Here is a 22,860-nt window from a genome sequence, read left to right as displayed (position 1 = left end):
TCCTTCATTCGCGAATGAATTCGCTCCCACAGGTTTGACCTGCGTTGAGTTCCGGACACATCAGGCGATTTGAAGAGACCGGTACAACGGCAAAATCGAATCCCGGGTCAGCGGCGCGAGTTGCAGGTGATCAACACGCTCTGCATCGACCCAGACGATTTCCTCGATCTCCGCCGCAGGCACAACCGCTTGGTCAACGTCCAGCCGATACAACTGGCAGTTCACTTTAAAGCCCGGCTCATTCGCGGCCACCGCCGAAAACTCGCCCAGAAACTGCGCCTGCTCTGGCTCAACCAACAGGCCCAGCTCTTCGTTCAGTTCTCGCGCCAACGCCACGGCCGCGGTTTCACCCGCGTCGATCTTGCCACCCGGCTGCATGAACGCCTCGGTTCCGCGCTTTCGCACCAGCAACGTTCGCCCGTCCGCGCCAATCAGCAACGCCGCCGCGATGCGGATGACCTTCACAGCACCACCTCGGTTTTCAAGGCGCGGGCCTCATCGGCACGCTCCAGCGCCAGCACAATCAACCGATCAATCAGCTCCGGATAGCCCAGTCCGCTGGCCTGCCAGAGTTTCGGGTACATGCTGATAGAGGTGAAACCGGGCAGCGTGTTGACCTCGTTGATGATGATCTCCCGCGCCTCGGTGACGAAAAAATCCACCCGCGACAATCCCGCGCAGCCCAGCACACGATAGGCCTGCAACGCGACCTCTCGGACTTCATCACTCAGGTCTGACGGGAGATCGGCAGGGATCGCGATACGCGCCTGGCCGTCGTTCAAGTATTTGGTGTCGTAGGCGTAGAACTCGTCGTTGGCGACCACTTCACCGCACACGCTGACTTGCGGTTCGTGGTTGCCCAACACGGCGCATTCCACTTCACGACCGACGATACCCTGCTCGATCAGCACTTTGTTGTCGTAGTCGAAGGCGAGTTTCAACGCCGCGTCGTAGCTGGCTTGATCGGTCACTTTGCTCACGCCCACCGACGAGCCCTGGCTCGCCGGTTTGACGAACAGCGGCAAGCCCAGTTGTGCGGACACGCTGACGAAATCCACGGACTCGCCCCGGTGCAGCACGGCGAACGGCGCCACCGCGATGCCCGCGTCACGCAGCAGACGTTTGGTCACGTCTTTGTCCATGCACACCGCCGAGCCCAGCACATCAGGGCCGACGCACGGGATGTCGAGCAGTCGCAACAGGCCTTGCAGCGCGCCGTCTTCGCCCGTGCTGCCGTGGATCAGGGGGAACACCACGTCAATGCGCGGCACGTCCAGGCCGGTTTCCACCTCAACGAATTGCGGGCCTTTGGTGCCCGGTCTCAGGGACAGCAGACGCCCGGACTCGCTCAGCTTGATGTGCGCAGGGTCGTTGGCATTTTGCAGGTAGTCACGCTCGTCGAAACGCAGCCAGTGGCCCTGTTTGTCGATGCCGATCAGCGTGATGTAGTAGTTGTTGCGATCAATCGCATTGATCACGTTGCGCGCCGATTGCAACGACACTTCATGTTCGGAGGATTGCCCACCGAAAACGATGGCGACTGACTTTTTCAAAGGGGAAACTCCTGGATTTCAGGTCGCAGAGTCAAAAGCAATTTGCGCCGTTAGTCCAGCCCCGAGGGCGTTTGGTTGACGGAATGCAGACATGTAAAGCGCAGGATTGGCGCGATTCACCAGGCATTTTCAATGTGGCCGCGATTAACAGAGCCCACGCGGGTACAATGGCCCCCTTTCTCTTCTGCTGCGGCTTTTCTCATGACTGACCCCATTCGCCTTTCCAAACGCCTTATCGAGCTGGTCGGCTGCTCAAGACGCGAGGCCGAGCTGTTCATCGAAGGCGGCTGGGTGACAGTGGACGGCGTCGTCATCGACGAGCCGCAATTCAAAGTCGAAGGCCAGACCGTGGCCCTCAGCCCCGACGCCAAGGCGGTCACCCCGGAAGCGGTGACGATTCTGTTCAACGTACCCGCAGGCATGAGCCCCGAGCAGGCATTGCCGCTGATCACGCCCGACTCACTGTCGGCCGAGCACAGTTTTGGCAAGCGCCCACTCAAGGGTCACTTCCTGCGCCTGGAAGCGATCTCCACCCTGCAAGGCAACGCCAGCGGCCTGATGGTGTTCAGCCAGGACTGGAAAATCCTGCGCAAGCTCACCGACGACCGCAGCAAGATCGAGCAGGAATACGTGGTCGAAATCGACGGCGAGATGGTCGCTCACGGCCTCAACCGCCTGAACCACGGCCTGATGTACAAAGGCAAAGAGCTGCCGAAAGTCAAAGCCAGCTGGCAGAACGAAACCCGCCTGCGCTTCGCCATGAAAAACCCGCAACCCGGCGTCATCACCCAGTTGTGCGAGGCCGTAGGCCTGAAGGTCGTGTCCATTCGCCGGATTCGCGTCGGCGGCGTGTCCATCGGCAAGGTGCCCGAAGGTCAATGGCGCTACATGACCGAAAAAGAAAAGTTCTAATCCCCCCCTTTTTTGAGCGCCGCGATCCATCGCGCGCTGACACCCGATTGCTCAGGAAACACGCATCATGATGAACAACGACGTACTGCGTAGCATCCGCTACATGCTCGATATCAGCGACGCCAAGGTGGTGGACATCGCCAAGTCGGGCGGCATTGAGGTGACCAAGGCGCAGGTCATCGCCTTCACCAAGAAAGACGAAGAAGAAGGTTTCGAGCCGTGCAGCGATGAAATCATGGCGCACTTCCTCGACGGCCTGGTGTTCTTCAAACGTGGCAAGGACGAGAGCCGCCCACCGCTGCCGGTCGAGCTGCCGATGACCAACAACATCGTGCTGAAAAAGCTGCGCGTCGCCTTCGAACTCAAGGAAGAAGACATGCACGCGATCCTCAAGGCGTCGGACTTTCCGGTGTCCAAGCCGGAGCTGAGCGCGCTGTTCCGCAAGGCCGGTCACAACAACTACCGCGTGTGTGGCGACCAGTTGCTGCGCAACTTCCTGCGCGGCCTGACCCTGCGCGTTCGTGGCTGAGTCTGACGGTCATTCGATGAGCCAGTCTTACAGCGTTTCGCCCATCGGCTACGTCCGTTCCTGCTTCAAGGAAAAATTCGCCATTCCGCGCCAGCCGCAGCTTGCCCCTGCCGCTCGTGGGGTGCTGGAGTTGGTGCCGCCGTTCGATCAAGGCGATGCCGTGCAGGGGTTGGAGCAGGTCAGCCACGTCTGGCTGCTGTTTCTGTTTCACGAGGCGCTTGAAGACAAGCCTCGCTTGAAGGTCCGCCCTCCTCGCCTGGGCGGCAACCAGTCGATGGGCGTGTTCGCCACCCGAGCCACCCATCGCCCCAACGGCATCGGTCAGTCTGTGGTCAAGCTGGAGAAAGTCGAAGCCGGTCGCCTGTGGTTGTCGGGCATCGACCTGCTGGACGGCACGCCGGTGCTGGACGTCAAACCCTACGTGCCTTACGCCGACGTCATCATCGATGCGCGCAACACCATGGCCGCTGCGGCACCGGTATTGATCCCGGTGTCGTGGGACGACGACGCCTTGCTTCAGGCCCGCGAACACGGGCTGCGTCTGGCCGAGCCGTTGATTGAACTGATCGAACAATGTCTGGCCCAAGACCCCCGCCCCGCGTATCAACAGCCCACGCCCGAGAGACGTTACGGTGCGCAATTCTGGGACCTCGACGTACGCTGGCATTACCCCCAGCCGGGGCAGATTCGGGTGCTGGAAGTGGTGCTGTCAGGCAACTGACCTGCTGACAAGCGCCCACAAAAAAACCGCCTGGTCCGTGACCTCCAGGCGGTTTTTTTCAGACGCCCAAATGGCAGGCGCCTGTACTGACTCGGTCGCGGACAAATCCGCTCACACAGTCACTGTGCGAGCGGTTCATCCACGATTGGGTCGATCCTGAACCTGCTCGTTACAGCAGGCTGAAAAAGGCTTACTTCTCGACGAATGCGCGCTCAATCAGGTAATCGCCCGGCTCGCGCATGCGTGGCGAAACGGTCAGGCCGAAGCTGTTCAGCACTTCACTGGTCTCGTCGAGCATGCTCGGACTGCCGCACAGCATGGCGCGGTCATCCTGTGGGTTGATCGGTGGCAGACCGATGTCGCTGAACAGCTTGCCGCTGCGCATCAGGTCAGTCAGGCGGCCTTCGTTTTCGAACGGCTCGCGGGTCACGGTCGGGTAGTAGATCAGCTTGTCGCGCAGCGATTCGCCGAAGAATTCGTTTTGCGGCAGGTGCTCGGTGATGAACTCGCGGTAGGCGACTTCGTTCACGTAACGCACGCCGTGGCACAGGATGACCTTCTCGAAACGCTCGTAGGTTTCAGGGTCTTGAATGACGCTCATGAACGGCGCCAGACCGGTGCCGGTGCTCAGCAGGTACAAGTGTTTGCCAGGCTTGAGGTCGTCCAGCACCAGCGTGCCCGTAGGCTTTTTGCTGATGATGATCTCGTCACCTTCTTTCAGGTGTTGCAGCTGCGAGGTCAGCGGGCCGTCCGGCACTTTGATGCTGAAGAACTCCAGATGCTCTTCCCAGTTCGGGCTGGCGATGGAGTAAGCACGCATGAGCGGGCGCCCGTTTGGCTGCTGCAGACCGATCATGACGAACTGACCGTTCTCGAAGCGCAGACCAGGATCACGGGTGCACTTGAAACTGAAGAGGGTGTCGTTCCAGTGATGAACGCTGAGGACACGCTCGTGATTCATGTTGCTCATGGTACGTGGGAACTCCTGAAATTTGCCTGCGCCGATGAAAGCGCCATTGCGCGATATTCTAGTGGCAGACACAATATCTGTTAACTGGATTATCAAGATATGGGTTATCGGTTATATAGATATGCGATTCACTCTCCGTCAATTGCAAGTGTTCGTCGCCGTGGCCCAGCAGGAAAGCGTTTCCCGCGCGGCCGTGCTGTTGTCGTTATCGCAATCGGCGGCCAGCACCTCGATTACCGAACTCGAGCGGCAGTCCAGCTGCCAGCTGTTCGACCGCGCCGGTAAGCGCCTGAGCCTGAACGCCACCGGCCGACAACTGCTGCCCCAGGCGGTGGCCCTGCTCGATCAGGCCAAGGAAATCGAAGACCTGCTCAACGGCAAGTCCGGCTTCGGCTCGCTGGCCGTCGGCGCCACCCTCACCATCGGCAACTACCTGGCGACCCTGCTGATCGGCAGCTTCATGCAGCGCCATCCGGAAAGCCAGGTGAAGCTGCACGTGCAAAACACCGCCAACATCGTGCAACAGGTGGCGCATTACGAGATTGACCTGGGCCTGATCGAAGGCGATTGCAGCCACCCCGACATCGAGGTCCAGACGTGGGTCGAAGACGAACTGGTGGTGTTTTGCGCGCCACAGCACCCGCTGGCCAAACGCGGCCACGCGACGCTGGCCGAATTGACCCATGAAGCGTGGATTCTGCGGGAACAAGGTTCAGGCACGCGCCTGACCTTCGATCAATCGATGCGCCATCACCTCAACAGCCTCAACGTGCGCCTGGAGCTTGAACACACCGAAGCCATCAAACGGGCCGTGGAGTCAGGTCTGGGGATTGGCTGTATTTCCCGATTGGCGCTGCGCGACGCCTTTCGCCGGGGCAGTCTGGTCGCGGTGGAAACCCCGGAGCTGGACCTTGTGCGTCAGTTTTACTTCATCTGGCACAAGCAGAAGTATCAGACCAACGCGATTCGGGAGTTTCTGGACCTGTGCCGTGCATTCACGGCCGGGGTGCGGCGCAGCGACGAGATCGTGCTCCCGAGCATCGCTTGAAACGACGCTGGGCTCATTGAAGGCAGGCTCACCCCAGCAAAATAAGCCCCCACACCACGGCAATCATGCTCAACGCCACGAACTGCGCCGCACTGCCCATGTCCTTGGCGTTCTTGGACAGCGGGTGGCGGTCCAGAGAGATGCGGTCGATGGCGGCTTCAATGGCCGAGTTCAGCAACTCGACGATCAACGCCAGCAGGCACACGGCAATCAGGATCGCTCGCTCTCCCCGGCTGACATGAAACACGAACGACAGCGGAATCAGAATGACGTTGAGCAACACCAACTGACGGAACGCCGCTTCGCCTTTGAAGGCGGCGGTCAGGCCGTCGAGGGAATAGCCGGAAGCGTTGAGGATACGTTTGAGGCCGGTCTGGCCCTTGAATGGGGACGTCATAAAGGAAACTACTGAGCAATAAAGACGGTGGAGGCTAGTTCAGCGGCGGTCAAAAAAGTGTGAAGAGCCACCGCTGAAGAGCCAGATAAAGCGCCGAAACAGGCTTTTCAATTCGGCGAAATAGATTCCAGTTGTTGCAGCAACAACGCCGCCTGGGTGCGGGTCCGTACGTTCAACTTACGGAAGATGGCAGTCACGTGGGCTTTGATCGTCGCTTCTGACACGCTCAACTCATAGGCAATCTGCTTGTTCAACAACCCTTCGCAGACCATGGTCAGCACCCGGAATTGCTGAGGTGTCAGGCTGGCAAGGCCTTCGCTGGCAGCTTTGGCTTCCGCCGAAACACTGACGCTCTCGTTGACCTGCGCGGGCCACCAGACATCGCCATCCAGCACGGTCCGTACCGCCTGTTGAATCGTTTCGAGCGAGCTGGACTTGGGAATGAAACCGCTGGCGCCGAACTCGCGGGACTTGACCACCACGGCCGCCTCTTCCTGAGCCGAGACCATCACCACCGGCACCTGCGGGTATTGACCGCGCAGCAATACCAGCCCTGAAAAGCCATAGGCGCCCGGCATATTGAGGTCCAGAAGAACGAGGTCCCAATCGGCCTTTTCAGTCAAGCGCGCTTCCAGATCGGCGATGCTTTCGGCTTCGACCAGTCGAGCGTCCGGGCCGAGGCCCAGGGTGAGGGCTTGGTGCAAGGCACTGCGAAACAAAGGGTGGTCATCGGCGATCAGGATTTCGTAGGTCATTTCATGATCCTGTTTATAAGTGAGCGCCGACGGATTCAGCCCTCACGATGGCATCCGCAGATGCCAGCCTTCACGGTGCGTCAATCTGACGCGTGCCATGCCGTCCAAAGCAGACAGATGACGGCGTTCAGACATTCACGCGGCGCCAAGGATGCCCAGCACAGCCGGGGTGGTCAAGCCTGACGGTTTACGGCACAGTTCGCGGCCCTGCCTTGACGAGTGCCATCATGCAAAACCACGCCCTGCGAGCGGATCTGCTCATGCTCCTGACCGCGATGATCTGGGGCAGCGGCTTCGTCGCCCAGACCGCTGGCATGGATCACATCGGTCCCTACCTCTTTTCAGGGCTGCGCTTTGCCCTCGGTTCGCTCTGCCTGCTGCCACTTATAGTGCGCCGCCCCGCAACAGGGCCTCAGCCGGAACCCCTGCTGACCCGAGGCTTGCTGCAAGGCGGTATCGTGATGGGCCTCGCACTGGCGCTGGGCATCAACCTGCAACAGGTCGGCCTGCTGTTTACCAGCGTCACCAACTCGGGCTTCATCACTGGGCTGTATGTGATTGTAGTGCCCATTCTGGGCCTGTTCCTCGGGCATAAGACCGGCATCGGTACCTGGCTGGGCTGCCTGCTCGCCGTGCTGGGGATGTTTCTGCTGAGCGTGGGCGAGAACTTTCACGTCGCGTCCGGCGACTGGCTGCAACTGATTGGCGCCTTCGTCTGGGGCGGGCACGTGATTCTGGTGGGGGTGTTCGCCAGTCGCCACGACCCGGTGCGTCTGGCGTTTTTGCAGTTCGTCACCTGCTCGGTGGTGAGCCTGATCCTCGCGCTGGTTTTCGAGCCCGTCGCGCTTGACGCCATCGTCGCGGCAGCGCCTTCTGTCCTGTACGGCGGCGTGGTCGCGGTGGGGATCGGCTACACCTTGCAAGTCGTCGCGCAAAAACATGCGATTGCCTCTCACGCCGCAATCATCCTGTCGCTGGAAGCGGTATTTGCGGCCATTGCCGGGGCCTGGATTCTGGGCGAGGCCTTGCAGGTACGCGGCTATGTGGGGTGTGGATTGATGCTGGCGGGGATGTTGCTGGCGCAGCTGTGGCCGAGGAAAGCGCACAGCTGACCGCTCACTCTATAAACGCCTTCAAATAGCGGTGCGGGGCATCGTCCGGATCGATCGGCAGTTGAAACTTGGCGCCCAGGTAATGGGCGCTGAACACATCCAGATAGGCGTCCAGCACACTTGCCGCCTGCTGGTCGTCCGCCAGTTCCAGACACAGCGCCGCGACCTCAGCCGTGCAGAAGTGATCATCGCGTTTCGAGCGGCGCAGCCGGTAACGCGACATGTGTTCCGGCGCCAGACTCAACACCGGCAATTGATCCAGGTACGGACTCTTGCGAAACATTTTGCGCGCTTCCGGCCAGGTGGCGTCGAGCAGAATGAACAGCGGGCGCTTGCCGTTTTCCACCTTCACCTCGGTGACCACCCGCTCAGCCGCGACGAACTCGCCGGGGAACACGATGTACGGCTGCCATTGCGGGTCATTCAGCAGCGCGGGCAGCTTCTCGTCGATATCGGTCCGGGACCAACTAAAGGCTTCGGTGTCCTCGATCACATCAGCGATCAGCCAGCCGGTGTTGGTGGGTTTCAGCGGCTCGGTGTCATACATCAACAAACAAACCGCTGACTTGGCCTCGACCGCCGGCTTCCATCCACACAGGCAGTAACTCTCGATCACCCGACACCCGGCACATCGCGGCGCACGAGAACCTCGAGCGATGAAAGGCTTGGTGCTGCGGGCGAGGCGTTCGGCGCGCAGACGCGCAACGGCGTGGGTCATGGGACAAGGCACCCGTGCGAGGGCGTCAGGTAGCGACAAGACAGGAACACGAAGGACATCCGGGATGTAAAAAAGTCGGCGCAGTCTATCAGAGCCACCCGGTTCACTGGTGTCCGCCGAGGCGACTCACCTATACTGCTCGCCCTCGAACGCCCCCAGTCACCAGTGAACGCCCACGGCCGCTGTCGGTCCAACGACGTTCATTGCCCCAGGAGAGTCCAATGCTTCGCCTTATCGCCCCTACCCTCACGCTTTTGCTCGTCGCTCCGCTGTTCGCCAACGCGGCGTCCAAACAGGATTACGAACTGAACAAAGAGCTGGAACAAGTCGCGGCGAAAAGCAACGTCGGCAAGCCCAACGCCATCAGCGAAGACATTCTCGACGAAGGCTACACCGTTGATGGCCGCGTGCTGATCGACCACCTCAGCGTGCAAGCCGGCCAGGCTGCGCAGATGCGTGAAAACCCGGAACTGATGGGTCGCCAACTGGGCACCAGCGTCTGCCGCAACCCTGGCTATCGTCAGTTGATGGCCAAAGGCGCGATCCTGCGTTACGAATTCAAGGAATACAAAACCAACCGCCTGATCACGACCCAGCAGATCACCGCAGCCGACTGCGCCGCCAAGGCGCCCGCCAAGAAGAAATAACGCTTTCAGGACGCCGCGCGCCGTTGTTGATCTTCGGCGCGCAGTTCGGCGACCAGCGCTTGAAGGTAGTAAGAACGCCTGCCGTTTTGACTCAGACGCCTGATGCATTCCTGCTCTACGGTCGAATGGCTTCTACGCGCCGCCTCGCTCAATGACCGATACAGATCCACATCGACTTCCAGCCTGATCTCCATTTCATCCCTCCATGGGGCTGTCCATGCCATACCTTCAGCATGGGCAAACCTCGACGACTTCTCGTCGGTGCGCACTCGAACCGCTGAGCACGAACCGCCGCTATCCAGGTTGCACTGGCATTCACCTTGCCATGCCTATCAGTAAATCAGAGGCCACGCCCGAGACCCGACTGACCGACGAGTGGAAAAACATTCATGTAGTGGCGGAAGGGGGGCATTGCCAGCCTCAGTGTTCGGGCACATCATCAGGCCATCGGTTTTTACGAACAGTCACGGTTTCGTCACGCTGTCGAGGCAAAAGGGGGTTGCCTGCCGCTGTCGTTACGCTCAATGTTTTTTCTTTTCAACCAAGGACATAGACAGAATCAGTGGCGCGACCCTGTCGCCATCCAGCCTGAGCCCTATTATGGAGATGGCCAGCAGCAGCGACGCATGAAGCGTCGTGACCCTGTCTCGATGGACAGGGTCGATGATTCTGCAGAAGGAGAAAGTTTGCATGCCTTACGTACCCAATGACGTGTTGTCCCGCCACTTCCAGGACAACGGGATCGACCTGGCGAAGATCGAAGAACAACTTGACCTGGTCGCCCCCAACAGCCCGAACCTCCCGCTTTACCGCGACATGATGCTGACCGTTCTGCGCATGGCTCAGGACGATCGCAATCGCTGGAACGCCAAAATCACCCTGCAAGCCCTGCGCGAACTGGATAACGCCTTTCGCGTACTCGAACAGTTCCGAGGCCGCCGCAAGGTCACGGTCTTCGGCTCGGCACGAACCCCGGTCGAACATCCCGTCTACGGCTTGGCTCGCGAACTGGGCAAGCAGCTCGCAGCCTCCGACCTGATGGTCATCACCGGCGCCGGTGGCGGGATCATGGCCGCCGCCCACGAAGGCGCGGGGCTGGATTACAGTCTGGGCTTCAATATCACCCTGCCCTTCGAACAGCACGCCAACGCCACAGTCGATGGCACGGGCAACCTGCTGCCTTTCCACTTTTTCTTCACACGTAAGCTGTTCTTCGTCAAGGAAGCCGACGCGCTAGTCCTCTGTCCCGGTGGTTTCGGTACGCTGGACGAAGCGCTGGAAGTGCTGACCCTGATCCAGACCGGGAAAAGCCCGCTGGTGCCGATTGTCCTGCTGGACGCACCGGGGGGCACCTTCTGGGAAGGCGCTCTGAATTTCATCCGCAACGAACTCGAAGCCAACGGCTACATCCTGCCCACCGACATGAACCTGCTCAAGCTCGTGTACAGCGCAGAGGAAGCGGTGGCTGAAATCAACCAGTTCTACAGCAACTTCCATTCAAGCCGCTGGCTGAAGAACACCTTCGTCATCCGCATGCATCACGCGCTGAATGAAAACGCTCTCGATCATCTGCAGAACGCTTTTGCTGACCTGCGACTGAGCGAAGACTTCCAGCAATACGCGCATCAGGACGAACACGACGACGAGCAGTTCAGCCACCTTTCGCGGCTCGCCTTCAAATTCAATGGCCGGAATCATGGACGCTTGCGGGCATTGGTGGACTTCATCAACCTGAGCGAGAACTGGGCGAAGCCGGCACAGGCTCAACTGGCGCGTGGGCGGGAGCCGTTGAAAACCACGTGACCCTTGTTTTTTTTGACCATACGGCTTGCTAGAGTGCGTCGCCAACGAGGCAGTGTTCGCCAGCAAGCCGACTTCTACAGATGCAGGTTCACCAATCGTCGAGGCCTTTACCGCTTAACAGGCGGCCTATGAGCTCCGGCGGAAAGCCTCGATAGCTTAGAAATCGCATTTGCTGTCCCCGCTCACGCGCATCCTTGGGCAACTGCCCGCCGAACTTGCGCTGCCAGGATTCTTCCAGCTTTTCTCGCCAATCGATGCCGCATTCCCGAAGCGCCAGCTCGATGTCGGCGCGCTGCAACCCGCGCTGCCCAAGCTCTTCGCGAATACGCAAAGGACCGTATCCGGAACGGGCACGGTAGGAAACGAAACTTTCGAGATAACGGGATTCGGACAGCAGCCCCTCTTCCGTCAGACGGTCGAGAGCAGCTTCGATCAATTCAGGAGGGGCGCCGCGCTGACGCAATTTACGCGTCAGCTCGACTCGACCGTGCTCGCGACGTGCGAGCAGGTCCATTGCAGTACGCCGTACGGCGACGGGCGTATCAAGCTCTACCGACATGGCTGCTATCAGATGTCAGCGTCTTCGACTTCGGCCACATCATCTGCGGCAACGCGAGACGATTGGGCTTTGACATCCGGCGCTGCGGTCAGCAGTTTTTCACGGATTTGCTTCTCCAGGGTCGCGCCGATTTCCGGGTTGTCCTGCAGGAACTTGGCCGAGTTGGCTTTACCCTGACCAATCTTGTTGCCCTGATAGCTGTACCAGGCACCGGATTTCTCCAGCAGACCGTGCAGCACGCCCAGGTCAATGATTTCGCCGTTACGGTAAATACCCTTGCCGTACAGAATCTGGAATTCAGCCTGACGGAACGGAGGCGCCACCTTGTTCTTCACGACTTTGACGCGGGTTTCGCTACCGACCACCTCGTCGCCGTCTTTCACCGCGCCGGTACGGCGGATGTCCAGACGAACCGAAGCGTAGAACTTCAGCGCGTTACCACCGGTGGTGGTTTCCGGGCTGCCGAACATGACGCCGATCTTCATACGAATCTGGTTGATGAAGATGACGAGGCAGTTGGCGTTCTTGATGTTACCGGTGATCTTACGCAGCGCCTGAGACATCAGACGGGCTTGCAGGCCGACGTGCATGTCGCCCATTTCACCTTCGATTTCAGCCTTCGGCACCAGCGCGGCCACGGAGTCGACGACGATCACGTCGATGGCGTTGGAACGCACCAGCATGTCGGTGATTTCCAGTGCCTGTTCGCCGGTGTCCGGCTGCGAAACCAGCAGGTCGTCAACGTTGACGCCCAGTTTGCCGGCGTACTCGGGGTCGAGGGCGTGTTCGGCGTCGACGAACGCACAGGTGGCGCCCATCTTCTGAGCTTCAGCGATGACCGACAGGGTCATGGTGGTTTTACCGGAAGACTCAGGACCGTAGATTTCAACGATCCGGCCTTTTGGCAGGCCGCCGATACCCAGAGCGATATCGAGACCCAGAGAGCCGGTGGAGATAGCAGGAATAGCCTGGCGGTCGTGGTCGCCCATGCGCATCACGGCGCCTTTGCCGAACTGACGCTCGATCTGACCCAAGGCCGCAGCCAAGGCTTTCTTCTTGTTGTCGTCCATTGAAGTCCTCTCGTAATCGGTTAGGCCTGTCGGCCGATATAACTGTATAAGTGAACAGTATTATTCCACAGGGTTGCGCGCGCGCCTACCCCCGATTTGGTATTTCTCCGCGAGCGAGGCGGATCAGCCCCTCTAGAGCGGCCTTTACCGTTTGTCGGCGCACGGCATCCCGGTCTCCAGCGAACTGAAAACGCTCGGCAATCAGTTGATCGGCTGCCCCCCAACAGATCCAGACGGTGCCGACCGGCTTGTCTGGCGAGCCGCCATCGGGGCCGGCCACACCACTGACCGCCACTGAGAACTTCGCCGCGCTGTTGACTTGAGCGCCCCGCGCCATAGCCTCGACCACGTCCCGACTGACGGCACCGACTCGGCCGAACAATGCTTCAGACACGCCCAACTGCTGGGCCTTCTGACGATTGGAATACGTGACATAACCGGCTTCGAACCAGGCCGAGCTGCCGGGGATACGGGTAATGGCTTCGGCAATGCCGCCTCCGGTGCAGGATTCGGCGGTGCTGACCTGCGCCTTGGCTTCCAACAGGCCCTTACCCAAGGCAGTGGCCAATTGAGTGATTTCGTCCACAACTCTTCTCCCTAACATTCAAGCGATGGGCACACGCTACACGACCGACGTGCAGGTGCAAGGCAGAACGCGGCCTGAGTCGTGACCGCGCCTGCATGAAGCTTTATTTCGGCTCCCGTTTCTCGGAGCAGGGTTTCTTGACCGTTTCGATAACGGTCTCCCGAGGGCGGCGGCGCGCTTCGTCCAGCGTAATGAAGCGCCCGTTGGTTGAATCCCTTCCACGTTTACGTCGCATATAAAAGTCCCTTTCGATAAGCCTGCCCGGAATCGGGCAGTGACCCCGACAGCCTAGACAGCCGTTCCGCGCTTATGTCGATCCGGAAACGCGCCGTGACGAATACGCCGAACCTGCGGCCAACGAACGTGCGTGGTAACCTTGCGCCCATCGCAAAAGCAATCGGATTTGACGTCGGACCACGTAGGTGGTGTTCCCCGCGACCCCTTCCATTTGCCCAAATCTCCTAACGAATTTGCCTAAATAACTGATGAATAAAGCAATTTCCGATCTCTCTTCCCACACCCCCATGATGCAGCAGTACTGGAAGCTGAAAAATCAGCATCCGGATCAGCTGATGTTTTATCGGATGGGCGACTTCTACGAGATTTTCTACGAAGACGCCAAGAAGGCCGCCAAGCTGCTGGACATTACGCTGACCGCGCGCGGTCAGTCAGCGGGCCAGAGCATCCCCATGTGCGGCATTCCTTACCATGCGGCCGAGGGCTATTTGGCGAAGCTGGTAAAACTGGGTGAGTCGGTGGTGATCTGTGAGCAGATCGGCGACCCCGCCACCAGCAAAGGGCCGGTCGAGCGCCAGGTCGTGCGGATCATCACGCCGGGCACGGTGAGTGATGAAGCTTTGCTGGATGAGCGTCGCGATAACCTGATCGCGGCGGTATTAGGCGACGAACGCCTGTTCGGCCTTGCGGTGCTGGACATCACCAGCGGCAACTTCACCGTTCAAGAGATCAAGGGCTGGGAAAACCTGCTGGCCGAGCTCGAGCGCATCAACCCGGTGGAACTGCTGATCCCGGACGATTGGCCACAAGGTTTACCAGCCGAGAAACGCCGAGGCACGCGCCGTCGTGCGCCGTGGGATTTCGAACGGGATTCCGCGCACAAAAGCCTGTGCCAGCAGTTTTCAACCCAGGACCTCAAAGGCTTCGGCTGTGAAACCCTGACCCTGGCCATCGGCGCCGCGGGCTGCCTGTTGGGTTACGCCAAGGAAACCCAGCGCACCGCCCTGCCCCACCTGCGCAGCTTGCGTCACGAGCGCATGGACGACACGGTAATCCTCGACGGTGCCAGCCGCCGCAATCTGGAGCTGGACACCAACCTCGCCGGTGGTCGCGACAACACGTTGCAATCGGTCATGGACCGCTGCCAGACGGCCATGGCAACGCGCTTGCTGACCCGTTGGCTGAACCGGCCTTTGCGCGATCTGAAGGTGCTGCAAGCCCGTCAGGAATCCATCGGCTGTTTCCTGGAGCGCTACCGCTTCGAAAACCTGCAACCGCAGCTCAAGGAAATTGGCGACATCGAGCGGATTCTGGCGCGGATCGGCCTGCGTAACGCTCGCCCTCGCGATCTCGCACGCCTACGTGATGCTCTCGGCGCACTGCCTGAGCTGCAACTGGCGTTGGCCGAACTGGAAGCGCCGCACATTCAAGCGCTGGCGAAAACAGCCAGTACCTACCCGGAGCTGGCTGATCTGCTGCAACGGGCGATCATCGATAACCCGCCTGCGGTGATTCGCGATGGCGGCGTGCTGAAAACCGGCTACGACGGTGAACTGGACGAACTGCTGTCGCTGAGCGAAAACGCCGGACAGTTCCTGATCGATCTGGAAACCCGCGAAAAAGCCCGCACCGGTCTCGCCAACCTCAAGGTCGGCTACAACCGCGTGCACGGCTATTTCATCGAGCTGCCGAGCAAGCAGGCCGAGCAAGCGCCAGCCGATTACATCCGTCGCCAGACGCTCAAGGGCGCCGAGCGTTTCATCACGCCCGAGCTGAAAGAATTCGAAGACAAGGCCTTGTCAGCCAAGAGCCGTGCGCTTGCCCGCGAGAAGATGCTCTACGAGGCGCTGCTGGAAGACCTGATCGGCCATCTCGCGCCGCTTCAGGACACCGCCGCCGCACTGGCTGAGCTGGACGTGTTGAGCAACCTGGCCGAGCGCGCGCTGAACCTGGACCTCAACCGTCCGCGCTTCATCGACGAGCCGTGCATGCGCATCGAGCAAGGTCGTCATCCGGTGGTCGAGCAGGTGCTTTCAACGCCGTTCGTGGCCAACGACCTGGACCTCAACGACAACACCCGCATGCTGGTGATCACCGGTCCTAACATGGGCGGTAAATCCACCTACATGCGCCAGACCGCGCTGATCGTGCTGTTGGCGCACATCGGCAGTTTCGTGCCTGCGGCCAGTTGTGAGCTGTCGCTGGTGGACCGCATCTTCACCCGCATCGGCTCCAGCGATGACCTGGCCGGTGGCCGTTCGACGTTCATGGTGGAAATGAGCGAAACCGCGAACATCCTGCACAACGCCACCGACAAGAGCCTGGTGCTGATGGACGAAGTCGGTCGCGGGACCAGCACCTTTGACGGGCTTTCCCTGGCATGGGCTGCGGCAGAATGTCTCGCCCAGTTGCGGGCGTACACCTTGTTCGCCACGCACTATTTCGAGCTGACGGTGTTACCGGAAAGCGAGCCACTGGTGGCGAACGTGCACCTCAACGCGACCGAGCACAACGAGCGCATCGTGTTCCTGCACCGCGTCCTGCCCGGCCCCGCAAGCCAGAGCTATGGTCTGGCCGTGGCCCAGCTGGCGGGCGTTCCAGGCAACGTTATTACCCGTGCGAAGGAGCACTTGCAGCGTCTGGAAACCACCAGCCTGCCCCACGAGCAGCCCAAGCCAAAACCCGGTAAGGCACCTGCGCCACAGCAGGCGGACATGTTCGCCACCCTGCCGCACCCGGTGCTGGAGGAGTTGTCGAAGCTGAAAATCGATGACATGACACCGCGCCAGGCGCTCGATTTGTTATATGGACTGCAAAACCGGATCTAACGGTATTTGCAACAAGCTGTTAGAATCCCGCGCGGTTTGGGAACGGTACGGCCTTTAGCCTGGCTGTATGAAATCCGAGCCGCGTTCGATCATGGCGAACCAAGCCACGCCCCTCCTGCCCCGCAGGGTGGGCCGGACTGACTGTGTTCTGAATGGCCGGGAACGATCCCAACCGAGCAACCCTGACGTGAAGGGCTCTGCTGCCGCCGCCTGAGGAGAGAATTAGAAATGACCTTCGTCGTCACCGACAACTGCATCAAGTGCAAGTACACCGACTGCGTAGAAGTCTGTCCGGTGGACTGCTTCTACGAAGGCCCGAATTTCCTGGTGATTCACCCGGACGAGTGCATCGACTGTGCCCTCTGCGAGCCCGAATGCCCCGCCACTGCGATTTTCTCTGAAGACGAGATTCCGGCCGGCATGGAGAACTTCATCGAGCTGAACGCCGAGCTGGCAGATGTCTGGCCCAACATCACCGAGCGCAAAGACCCGCTGCCGGACGCTGAAGAGTGGGACGGCAAGCCTGGCAAGATCGCTGACCTGGAGCGCTAAGCCCCGCGCGATCCCCGAAAACGCAAAAGGCCCCTCGGGGCCTTTTTGCTGTGCGACATATGCCTGCCTTTTCGCAGGCAAAAAAAGGGGCGGTTTGACCCGCCCACATTTTTTCCGTAATCCCTTCAATCCTTTTTCATCGTCCTGATGAATCGCATCCTGCGATGTCCTTGAGCAGTCTTCCTTGACCGCCTGTACCAATCCGTCGGTACAGTTCTGATAGTAGTGATTTATTCGAACAGGGCAATACCCCGGAGTTTGCAAAAAGATTCGAGGTGGCATACACCACTAAAAATAAACAGCCGGTAAATCAGTGAGATAAACAATATCGTGCAAATGAAGGCGACTCTCACTGTCAGCTTTAAATGCAATGACTGACAGCTCGCGTAAGAAATGTCTTACAACTAAAGTTAGATATCCCCACATTCTGAAGAAAGATTAAACACGACATACACTGCTGCAAATATAATTGATTATTCATGATCACAACTTCATATCGTCACAATAAAAAAAGCCCCGAATAATCGGGGCTTTTTCGATGCCATCACGCTATTGAAGCAGACAAGACACGGGCCGAATCATTGAAACAACGATTCGCTCGACAGGCCGTTTTTCTCAAGAATCTCCCGCAGACGCTTCAAGCCTTCGACCTGAATCTGCCGTACACGCTCGCGGGTGAGACCAATCTCCAGACCAACGTCTTCCAGTGTGCTGCTCTCATGACCACGCAACCCAAAGCGGCGTACCACCACTTCGCGCTGCTTGTCGGTCAGCTCAGACAGCCACTGATCGATGCTTTGGGACAGGTCGTCGTCCTGCAGTAACTCACAGGGGTCAGTGGGCCGATCGTCCGTCAGCGTGTCGAGCAGGGTTTTGTCCGAGTCAGGCCCGAGCGAAACGTCCACAGAGGAAACCCGCTCATTGAGACCCAGCATGCGCTTGACCTCACCCACTGGCTTCTCCAGCAGGTTGGCGATTTCTTCAGGGGATGGCTCATGGTCAAGCTTCTGTGTCAGCTCACGTGCCGCACGCAAGTAAACGTTAAGCTCTTTGACCACGTGAATCGGCAGGCGGATGGTCCGCGTCTGATTCATGATGGCGCGCTCGATGGTCTGACGAATCCACCAGGTCGCGTATGTGGAGAACCGGAATCCGCGCTCCGGATCAAATTTCTCGACCGCTCGAATCAGGCCGAGGTTGCCCTCTTCGATCAGGTCCAGCAATGACAAGCCACGATTGACGTAGCGTCTGGCGATTTTGACGACCAGGCGCAGATTGCTCTCAATCATGCGTTTGCGTCCGGCCGGGTCCCCCTTCTGCGATAGACGCGCAAAGTGAACCTCTTCTTCCGGAGACAGCAACGGAGAGAAACCGATTTCATTGAGGTACAGCTGCGTGGCATCCAGTGCCCGCGTATAGTCGATGTACTTGTGTTGCTTGAGTGCTGTGGAGTTTTTGGTCTTCGCACGAACAGAAGGTGTAGCTGGCTTCTCATCCGCTGCAGAATCCAGGACGATCCCGTGCTCCATAAGGAGGACCTCGTCGTCTATGTCAAACTCCGGCACTTCTCTGTTGAGAGCCATTGTTATAGTCCTTTGGTGAGTTCGACCTCAAGCTCCAGTGGCGCCTTTTTCCTTGGCATCACGTGAGCCTGTCCCCTCTACGGCAGGAACAGGCTGACAACTGATCAACGACGTGGCAAGAATTCCAGTGGGTCTACCGGTTTACCCTGACGGCGAATCTCAAAGTGGAGTTTCACCCGGTCAGTCCCCGTGGACCCCATCTCGGCAATTGCCTGCCCTGCCTTGACCTGTTGCCCCTCCCGAACCAAAAGCCTACGGTTGTGACCGTAAGCACTGACGTAGGTATCGCTGTGTTTGATGATCACTAATTCGCCGTAGCCCCGTAATCCACTCCCGGCGTATACAACAGAACCATCAGACGCGGCCAAAACAGGCTGTCCCAAATCACCGGCGATATCAATGCCTTTATTCAAACTACCGTTTGAAGAAAATTTGCCAATCAAAACACCACTAGTTGGCCACGCCCAACCGCTCGGAGAACGCGCTCCCGCAATAACGGGCGTGTTCACTGGCGTCGTTACAGGCGTAGTTGCGGGCGCCCCATTACTCCCTGAAGTTGAATCAACAGGACGTGTAATAACGGTGGTCTTGATTGAACCCGAAGGCGAACTTGAATTGGACGTGGTGCTCCCGGACGCTGCGGCCTGAGGTACAACCACCGGCGCCGCCGCTACGACAGGTGCACTCGAATTCGAGCGCCCGTCGAAGCGAATGGTCTGGCCGACGTGGATGGTGTAAGGCTCAGGGAGGTTGTTACGGGCTGCCAATGCCTTCCAGTCCCAACCGTAACGAAAGGCAATGGAAAACAGGGTATCGCCGCGTTTGACGACGTACTGACCGGTCGTGACAGGCTGACGAACCGGCGCAGCGGGCTTGGCAGCGTTGCGGTCGACGACACGCACGCCCCCCGAAGGCGCGCTGGAGCAACCGACCAGAAGGACACTCAAAGCAATGCCAATCACCAGACGTGGAAAACTTGCTGAAAACGTACGCTGCCGAATGACTGTGAGACTCACCCGCCACTCCCTTTACTGGTGACTGAATTAAAGCTGCCTATTGTGTCTTGGTGATGACCGGCAGCCATGGGGAAACTGGTTACGAAAAACTTCACGGCGAGAGACGTCGACGGGCCAGGCCCTCATCGAAAATCGCCAGCCTGTAGACAGGTGGCGCCTCACGGAATTCATTGCAGCTGCAAAACAGCGCTTACGCCAGCGGCCCGTTGAGCAAAGGCACGAAACGGACAGCCCCCAGGACATGCCGGGAGAAGCCGTTGTCCTCACGGATGATCAGCATCAGTTGCTGCACCTCACCCGACCCCACCGGAATCACCAGACGACCGCCGGGTGCCAGTTGGTCCAGCAAGGCCTGCGGCACGTCGGTCGCCACGGCGGTGACGATGATGCCGTTATAAGGCGCGAGCGCCGGCCAGCCTTCCCAGCCATCCCCCCAACGAAACACCATATTGCGCAGATTGAGTTCGAGCAGACGTTCCTTGGCCCGATCCTGCAACACCTTGATCCGCTCGACGGAGAACACCCGCTCGACCAGTTGCGCGAGCACGGCGGTTTGATAACCAGAGCCAGTGCCGATCTCCAGCACTTTATCCAGAGGCCCGGCCGCCAACAGCAGTTCGCTCATGCGCGCCACCATGTAGGGCTGGGAAATCGTCTGGTTGTTCCCGATGGGCAGCGCCGTGTCTTCGTAGGCGCGGTGAGCCAGCGCTTCGTCAACGAACAGATGGCGAGGGGTCTTGCGAATGACATCGAGCACCTGAGTATTACTGATGCCCTCTTCGTACAGGCGCTGAATCAGGCGCTCGCGGGTTCGCTGGGAGGTAAATCCCACCCCACGGCGCAACAGATCATCTTGTTCACGGGACATCAGGCCATTCCCTCCAGCCAAGCGTTCAGGCTGTTGAAACCGTCCTGATAGGTTCGATCCAGCTGCAACGGTGTAATCGACACATACCCTTGCATGACCGCGTGAAAATCAGTGCCTGGCCCACCATCCTCGGCATCGCCGGCAGCCGCAATCCAGTAACCGGCCCGGCCACGGGGATCGACCACCCGCACGGGCGTAGCAGCGCGGGTCCGGTGGCCCAGGCGGGTCAGTTGAATGCCGCGCACATGTTCAAGTGGCAGGTTGGGAATATTCACGTTCAATACGGTACGGGGTGGAAGGTCGAGCTGCTCATGCGCTTCGACCAGAAGCCGGGCGTAGTGCGCGGCCGTTGCCAGGTTATCGACCTGGCGGGATAAAAATGAAAAGGCAAACGACGGGCGCTGCAGGAAACGGCCTTCCAGTGCTGCCGCGACAGTGCCGGAATACAGCACGTCATCGCCCAGATTGGCGCCGAGGTTGATGCCCGATACCACCATGTCCGGTTCATGCTCCAACAGGCCATGGATGCCGAGGTGAACGCAGTCGGTAGGCGTGCCATTGAGACTGATGAAGCCATTGTCCAGGCGATGAGGGTGCAGCGGGCGATCAAGGGTCAGCGAACTGCTGGCCCCACTCTTGTCTTGATCGGGCGCAATGACCGCGCACTCGGCATAGTCCGCCAGCGCTCCGTGGAGCGCAGCGAGTCCGGGTGCCGAGACCCCATCATCATTTGAAATCAGAATACGCATGAGCTGTCCGTCTGTCCTGCGGGCGCCAGATCAACCAGTTCGCGCACCAAAGCGGTGGCGAAGCATCCAGCGGGCAGGACGAATTCCAGTTGCAGAATGTCAGGCTCGGGATAATGCCACGTCAACCGCCCGATGGGCAGTCGCAGGATGCGACGTTCGTGTTCCATTCCCGCTTTTATCAACCAGTTACAAAGCGAGAACTCGCGTTGAGCGACGCTGTTTTCAAGCTCGGCGGTGGCCCCACCTGCAGGAGAATCGCCTGCGCCCCATTGCGGGCCGGTCGGGTGCAGATCGAGGATCGCCAGACGCGGGTCGCTGCACTCGGCCTCGCCCGCCGGAAAGAAACTGCGGCTGTCGGTGAACGCCAACAGGTCGCCCACCTGCGCCCGCTGCCAACTGCCATCGGCGACCCGCGCCGCCAGCACCTGATTAAACAAATAGCTGCGCGCCGTCGACAGCAGCCGCGAACGCACGTTGCGCTGTTCAGGCAGGGCCTGGCGTTCGGCATAGTGACGGGCTTCGCCGACGTTGCCGCCTTCGTAGCCAAAGCGCTGGGCACCGAAATAATTGGGGATACCGTGCTGCTTGATGGCTTCAAGCCGCTGATCAAGCAGGGACTTGTCGGCCTGCAGCTGCGTCAGGCGCAGGGTGAAACCGTTGGCCGCATGGGCCCCGCGCTGCAATTTGCGCTTGTGACGCTTGCTGTCGAGGATTTTCAGGGTGTCGTTCTCGGCCGCCGACATGTCCGGATCGGCCTTGCCCGGCAACTGGATGCTGAACCACTGACGGGTCAGCGCCTGACGGTCTTTCAACCCGGCATACGCCACAGTACGCAACGGCACACCGGCGGCTTTCGCCAATCGCCGTGCAGCCTCTTCGGTGTTCAGCCCGCGTTTTTCCACCCACAGCCACAAGTGTTCGCCATCACCCGACAGCGGGATATCCAGCACCTCATCGACCTGAAAGTCTTCGGCGGTGGCTTTGAGTACCGCAACCCCCAATGTCTCGCCATAAGCCCGAGGGCCCAAGAGTTCGAATTCAGTCATGCGGCGATCAACAGCGCAACGGCGTGAACCGCGATGCCTTCTTCACGGCCGGTGAAGCCGAGCTTTTCGGTGGTGGTCGCCTTGACATTGACCTGATCGAGTTCGACTTGAAGGTCTTCGGCAATCAGCGCGCGCATGGTGTCGATGTGCGGCGCCATTTTCGGGGCCTGAGCGACGATGGTGGCGTCGACGTTGCCGACCTTCCAGCCTTTGGCCTGCACTTGCTTGAGGACGTGACGCAGCAGCACTCGGCTGTCAGCGCCCTTGAATTGCGGGTCGGTATCGGGGAAATGCTTGCCAATGTCGCCCAGCGCTGCAGCACCCAGCAGGGCATCGCTCAACGCGTGCAACAGGACATCGCCGTCGGAATGTGCGAGCAAACCATGCTTGTGCGCAATCCGCACCCCACCCAAGGTAATGAAATCGCCTTCGGCGAAACGGTGCACATCATAGCCGTGGCCAATACGCATAAAAAAACGCCCTGAAAAAGTCAGGGCGTGATTCTACCTACTTTGTCGGACATTAGGGCGTCTGACTGGCTGATACAGAGCTTGTCAGAGACGGCATGTCTGTAGGAGCGAATTTATTCGCGATGCTGTCG

25 protein-coding genes are annotated in these 22,860 nt (G+C 59.5%); 9 read left to right on the top strand and 16 right to left on the bottom strand.

From position 1 onward, the window contains the following. Positions 1-60: 60 nt before the first annotated feature. Together ACIQAL_RS01595 and ddlA are read right to left on the bottom strand one after the other, a co-directional pair. Positions 61-465, bottom strand: a complete 405-nt coding sequence (locus ACIQAL_RS01595) for an NUDIX domain-containing protein (protein ID WP_401141686.1) — start codon at positions 463-465, stop codon at positions 61-63. Beyond that, on the bottom strand, positions 462-1,553 hold the full coding sequence (gene ddlA / locus ACIQAL_RS01590; RefSeq protein WP_401141684.1) for a D-alanine--D-alanine ligase: 1,092 nt from the start codon (positions 1,551-1,553) through the stop codon (positions 462-464). The genes ACIQAL_RS01595 and ddlA overlap by 4 nt, the downstream gene beginning before the upstream one ends. Positions 1,554-1,754: 201 nt before the next feature. On the opposite strand from ddlA, the gene ACIQAL_RS01585 reads away from it, so the two are divergent. The 3 genes from ACIQAL_RS01585 (at position 1,755) to tsaA (ending at position 3,715) form a co-directional block, all read left to right on the top strand. Continuing rightward, positions 1,755-2,465, top strand: coding sequence for an rRNA pseudouridine synthase (locus ACIQAL_RS01585; RefSeq protein WP_401141681.1), 711 nt, complete (start codon positions 1,755-1,757; stop codon positions 2,463-2,465). 67 nt (positions 2,466-2,532) lie between these two features. Continuing rightward, positions 2,533-2,994 carry a DUF1456 family protein gene (locus ACIQAL_RS01580; protein WP_401141679.1) on the top strand — a complete coding sequence of 154 codons (462 nt, stop codon included), beginning with the start codon at positions 2,533-2,535 and terminating at the stop codon, positions 2,992-2,994. Positions 2,995-3,010: 16 nt separating this feature from the next. Next, complete coding sequence (gene tsaA, locus ACIQAL_RS01575; RefSeq protein WP_401141677.1) at positions 3,011-3,715, top strand: tRNA (N6-threonylcarbamoyladenosine(37)-N6)-methyltransferase TrmO; 705 nt, start codon at positions 3,011-3,013, stop codon at positions 3,713-3,715. Between the two features lie 190 nt (positions 3,716-3,905). On the opposite strand, the gene fpr is transcribed toward tsaA, so the two are convergent. After that, positions 3,906-4,685 carry a ferredoxin-NADP reductase gene (gene fpr, locus ACIQAL_RS01570; RefSeq protein WP_005616041.1) on the bottom strand — a complete coding sequence of 260 codons (780 nt, stop codon included), beginning with the start codon at positions 4,683-4,685 and terminating at the stop codon, positions 3,906-3,908. A gap of 121 nt (positions 4,686-4,806) precedes the next feature. On the opposite strand from fpr, the gene ACIQAL_RS01565 reads away from it, so the two are divergent. After that, on the top strand, positions 4,807-5,733 hold the full coding sequence (locus ACIQAL_RS01565) for a LysR family transcriptional regulator (protein WP_166593505.1): 927 nt from the start codon (positions 4,807-4,809) through the stop codon (positions 5,731-5,733). Positions 5,734-5,761: 28 nt separating this feature from the next. Here ACIQAL_RS01565 and ACIQAL_RS01560 read toward each other — a convergent pair whose 3' ends face one another. Further along, positions 5,762-6,130: a diacylglycerol kinase gene (locus ACIQAL_RS01560; protein ID WP_172611002.1), complete on the bottom strand. Its 369-nt coding sequence runs from the start codon at positions 6,128-6,130 to the stop codon at positions 5,762-5,764. Positions 6,131-6,237: 107 nt separating this feature from the next. Continuing rightward, positions 6,238-6,885 (bottom strand): response regulator transcription factor ErdR, encoded by a 648-nt coding sequence (gene erdR / locus ACIQAL_RS01555; RefSeq protein ID WP_166593507.1) that lies wholly within the window; start codon positions 6,883-6,885, stop codon positions 6,238-6,240. Positions 6,886-7,112: 227 nt separating this feature from the next. Here erdR and ACIQAL_RS01550 point away from each other — a divergent pair, with 227 nt between their 5' ends. Further along, a complete protein-coding gene (locus tag ACIQAL_RS01550; RefSeq protein ID WP_401141669.1) occupies positions 7,113-7,997 on the top strand; it encodes a DMT family transporter in 885 nt (294 codons plus the stop codon). Between the two features lie 4 nt (positions 7,998-8,001). Here ACIQAL_RS01550 and ACIQAL_RS01545 read toward each other — a convergent pair whose 3' ends face one another. Further along, positions 8,002-8,715, bottom strand: a complete 714-nt coding sequence (locus ACIQAL_RS01545; RefSeq protein ID WP_401141667.1) for a tRNA-uridine aminocarboxypropyltransferase — start codon at positions 8,713-8,715, stop codon at positions 8,002-8,004. 221 nt (positions 8,716-8,936) lie between these two features. Between ACIQAL_RS01545 and ACIQAL_RS01540 the strand changes: the two genes are divergently transcribed. Next, positions 8,937-9,362, top strand: coding sequence for a PA3611 family quorum-sensing-regulated virulence factor (locus ACIQAL_RS01540; RefSeq protein ID WP_166593510.1), 426 nt, complete (start codon positions 8,937-8,939; stop codon positions 9,360-9,362). 5 nt (positions 9,363-9,367) lie between these two features. Here the strand turns inward: ACIQAL_RS01540 and ACIQAL_RS01535 are convergent, their stop codons facing one another. Then, positions 9,368-9,556: a hypothetical protein gene (locus tag ACIQAL_RS01535; RefSeq protein ID WP_166593511.1), complete on the bottom strand. Its 189-nt coding sequence runs from the start codon at positions 9,554-9,556 to the stop codon at positions 9,368-9,370. A gap of 496 nt (positions 9,557-10,052) precedes the next feature. On the opposite strand from ACIQAL_RS01535, the gene ACIQAL_RS01530 reads away from it, so the two are divergent. After that, positions 10,053-11,165, top strand: coding sequence for an LOG family protein (locus ACIQAL_RS01530; RefSeq protein WP_401141663.1), 1,113 nt, complete (start codon positions 10,053-10,055; stop codon positions 11,163-11,165). An 88-nt stretch (positions 11,166-11,253) separates the two neighbouring features. Here the strand turns inward: ACIQAL_RS01530 and recX are convergent, their stop codons facing one another. The 3 genes from recX to ACIQAL_RS01515 all read right to left on the bottom strand — a co-directional run bounded on the left by recX (position 11,254) and on the right by ACIQAL_RS01515 (position 13,398). Next, positions 11,254-11,724, bottom strand: coding sequence for a recombination regulator RecX (recX, locus tag ACIQAL_RS01525; RefSeq protein WP_401141660.1), 471 nt, complete (start codon positions 11,722-11,724; stop codon positions 11,254-11,256). 8 nt (positions 11,725-11,732) lie between these two features. Next, complete coding sequence (recA, locus tag ACIQAL_RS01520; RefSeq protein ID WP_166593514.1) at positions 11,733-12,794, bottom strand: recombinase RecA; 1,062 nt, start codon at positions 12,792-12,794, stop codon at positions 11,733-11,735. 85 nt (positions 12,795-12,879) lie between these two features. Then, positions 12,880-13,398: a CinA family protein gene (locus ACIQAL_RS01515; RefSeq protein ID WP_401141658.1), complete on the bottom strand. Its 519-nt coding sequence runs from the start codon at positions 13,396-13,398 to the stop codon at positions 12,880-12,882. 479 nt (positions 13,399-13,877) lie between these two features. On the opposite strand from ACIQAL_RS01515, the gene mutS reads away from it, so the two are divergent. Then, positions 13,878-16,445 (top strand): DNA mismatch repair protein MutS, encoded by a 2,568-nt coding sequence (mutS, locus tag ACIQAL_RS01510; RefSeq protein WP_401142384.1) that lies wholly within the window; start codon positions 13,878-13,880, stop codon positions 16,443-16,445. A gap of 228 nt (positions 16,446-16,673) precedes the next feature. Further along, on the top strand, positions 16,674-16,997 hold the full coding sequence (gene fdxA, locus ACIQAL_RS01505; protein WP_401141656.1) for a ferredoxin FdxA: 324 nt from the start codon (positions 16,674-16,676) through the stop codon (positions 16,995-16,997). A 578-nt stretch (positions 16,998-17,575) separates the two neighbouring features. On the opposite strand, the gene rpoS is transcribed toward fdxA, so the two are convergent. The 6 genes from rpoS to ispF form a co-directional block, all read right to left on the bottom strand. Next, positions 17,576-18,580, bottom strand: a complete 1,005-nt coding sequence (rpoS, locus tag ACIQAL_RS01500) for an RNA polymerase sigma factor RpoS (protein ID WP_401141653.1) — start codon at positions 18,578-18,580, stop codon at positions 17,576-17,578. A 104-nt stretch (positions 18,581-18,684) separates the two neighbouring features. Beyond that, complete coding sequence (locus ACIQAL_RS01495) at positions 18,685-19,596, bottom strand: peptidoglycan DD-metalloendopeptidase family protein (RefSeq protein WP_401141650.1); 912 nt, start codon at positions 19,594-19,596, stop codon at positions 18,685-18,687. Positions 19,597-19,786: 190 nt separating this feature from the next. Continuing rightward, positions 19,787-20,464 (bottom strand): protein-L-isoaspartate(D-aspartate) O-methyltransferase, encoded by a 678-nt coding sequence (locus ACIQAL_RS01490; RefSeq protein ID WP_166593519.1) that lies wholly within the window; start codon positions 20,462-20,464, stop codon positions 19,787-19,789. Further along, the gene (gene surE, locus ACIQAL_RS01485; RefSeq protein WP_401141647.1) at positions 20,464-21,213 is read right to left on the bottom strand and encodes a 5'/3'-nucleotidase SurE; all 750 of its coding nucleotides are present in this window, start codon (positions 21,211-21,213) and stop codon (positions 20,464-20,466) included. Before surE ends, ACIQAL_RS01490 begins: the two co-directional genes overlap by 1 nt. Next, on the bottom strand, positions 21,201-22,259 hold the full coding sequence (truD, locus tag ACIQAL_RS01480; RefSeq protein ID WP_401141645.1) for a tRNA pseudouridine(13) synthase TruD: 1,059 nt from the start codon (positions 22,257-22,259) through the stop codon (positions 21,201-21,203). Before truD ends, surE begins: the two co-directional genes overlap by 13 nt. Continuing rightward, positions 22,256-22,729, bottom strand: coding sequence for a 2-C-methyl-D-erythritol 2,4-cyclodiphosphate synthase (gene ispF, locus ACIQAL_RS01475; protein WP_166593522.1), 474 nt, complete (start codon positions 22,727-22,729; stop codon positions 22,256-22,258). The genes truD and ispF overlap by 4 nt, the downstream gene beginning before the upstream one ends. Positions 22,730-22,860: the final 131 nt, after the last annotated feature.

Source organism: Pseudomonas sp. NPDC088368, from assembly GCF_044753445.1.
Lineage (GTDB): Bacteria > Pseudomonadota > Gammaproteobacteria > Pseudomonadales > Pseudomonadaceae > Aquipseudomonas > Aquipseudomonas bambusae.
This window is presented reverse-complemented; position numbering and strand designations above follow the sequence as displayed.

What these genes read in the sequence shown, in the direction of transcription:
- ACIQAL_RS01585 (WP_401141681.1), top strand. Translation starts at nt 1,755, where the DNA reads ATGACTGACCCCATTCGCCTTTCCAAACGCCTTATCGAGCTGGTCGGC.
- ACIQAL_RS01580 (WP_401141679.1), top strand. Translation starts at nt 2,533, where the DNA reads ATGATGAACAACGACGTACTGCGTAGCATCCGCTACATGCTCGATATC.
- tsaA (WP_401141677.1), top strand. Translation starts at nt 3,011, where the DNA reads ATGAGCCAGTCTTACAGCGTTTCGCCCATCGGCTACGTCCGTTCCTGC.
- fpr (WP_005616041.1), bottom strand. Translation starts at nt 4,685, where the DNA reads ATGAGCAACATGAATCACGAGCGTGTCCTCAGCGTTCATCACTGGAAC.
- ACIQAL_RS01565 (WP_166593505.1), top strand. Translation starts at nt 4,807, where the DNA reads ATGCGATTCACTCTCCGTCAATTGCAAGTGTTCGTCGCCGTGGCCCAG.
- ACIQAL_RS01560 (WP_172611002.1), bottom strand. Translation starts at nt 6,130, where the DNA reads ATGACGTCCCCATTCAAGGGCCAGACCGGCCTCAAACGTATCCTCAAC.
- erdR (WP_166593507.1), bottom strand. Translation starts at nt 6,885, where the DNA reads ATGACCTACGAAATCCTGATCGCCGATGACCACCCTTTGTTTCGCAGT.
- ACIQAL_RS01550 (WP_401141669.1), top strand. Translation starts at nt 7,113, where the DNA reads ATGCAAAACCACGCCCTGCGAGCGGATCTGCTCATGCTCCTGACCGCG.
- ACIQAL_RS01545 (WP_401141667.1), bottom strand. Translation starts at nt 8,715, where the DNA reads ATGACCCACGCCGTTGCGCGTCTGCGCGCCGAACGCCTCGCCCGCAGC.
- ACIQAL_RS01540 (WP_166593510.1), top strand. Translation starts at nt 8,937, where the DNA reads ATGCTTCGCCTTATCGCCCCTACCCTCACGCTTTTGCTCGTCGCTCCG.
- ACIQAL_RS01535 (WP_166593511.1), bottom strand. Translation starts at nt 9,556, where the DNA reads ATGGAGATCAGGCTGGAAGTCGATGTGGATCTGTATCGGTCATTGAGC.
- ACIQAL_RS01530 (WP_401141663.1), top strand. Translation starts at nt 10,053, where the DNA reads ATGCCTTACGTACCCAATGACGTGTTGTCCCGCCACTTCCAGGACAAC.
- recX (WP_401141660.1), bottom strand. Translation starts at nt 11,724, where the DNA reads ATGTCGGTAGAGCTTGATACGCCCGTCGCCGTACGGCGTACTGCAATG.
- recA (WP_166593514.1), bottom strand. Translation starts at nt 12,794, where the DNA reads ATGGACGACAACAAGAAGAAAGCCTTGGCTGCGGCCTTGGGTCAGATC.
- ACIQAL_RS01515 (WP_401141658.1), bottom strand. Translation starts at nt 13,398, where the DNA reads ATGTTAGGGAGAAGAGTTGTGGACGAAATCACTCAATTGGCCACTGCC.
- fdxA (WP_401141656.1), top strand. Translation starts at nt 16,674, where the DNA reads ATGACCTTCGTCGTCACCGACAACTGCATCAAGTGCAAGTACACCGAC.
- rpoS (WP_401141653.1), bottom strand. Translation starts at nt 18,580, where the DNA reads ATGGCTCTCAACAGAGAAGTGCCGGAGTTTGACATAGACGACGAGGTC.
- ACIQAL_RS01490 (WP_166593519.1), bottom strand. Translation starts at nt 20,464, where the DNA reads ATGTCCCGTGAACAAGATGATCTGTTGCGCCGTGGGGTGGGATTTACC.
- surE (WP_401141647.1), bottom strand. Translation starts at nt 21,213, where the DNA reads ATGCGTATTCTGATTTCAAATGATGATGGGGTCTCGGCACCCGGACTC.
- truD (WP_401141645.1), bottom strand. Translation starts at nt 22,259, where the DNA reads ATGACTGAATTCGAACTCTTGGGCCCTCGGGCTTATGGCGAGACATTG.
- ispF (WP_166593522.1), bottom strand. Translation starts at nt 22,729, where the DNA reads ATGCGTATTGGCCACGGCTATGATGTGCACCGTTTCGCCGAAGGCGAT.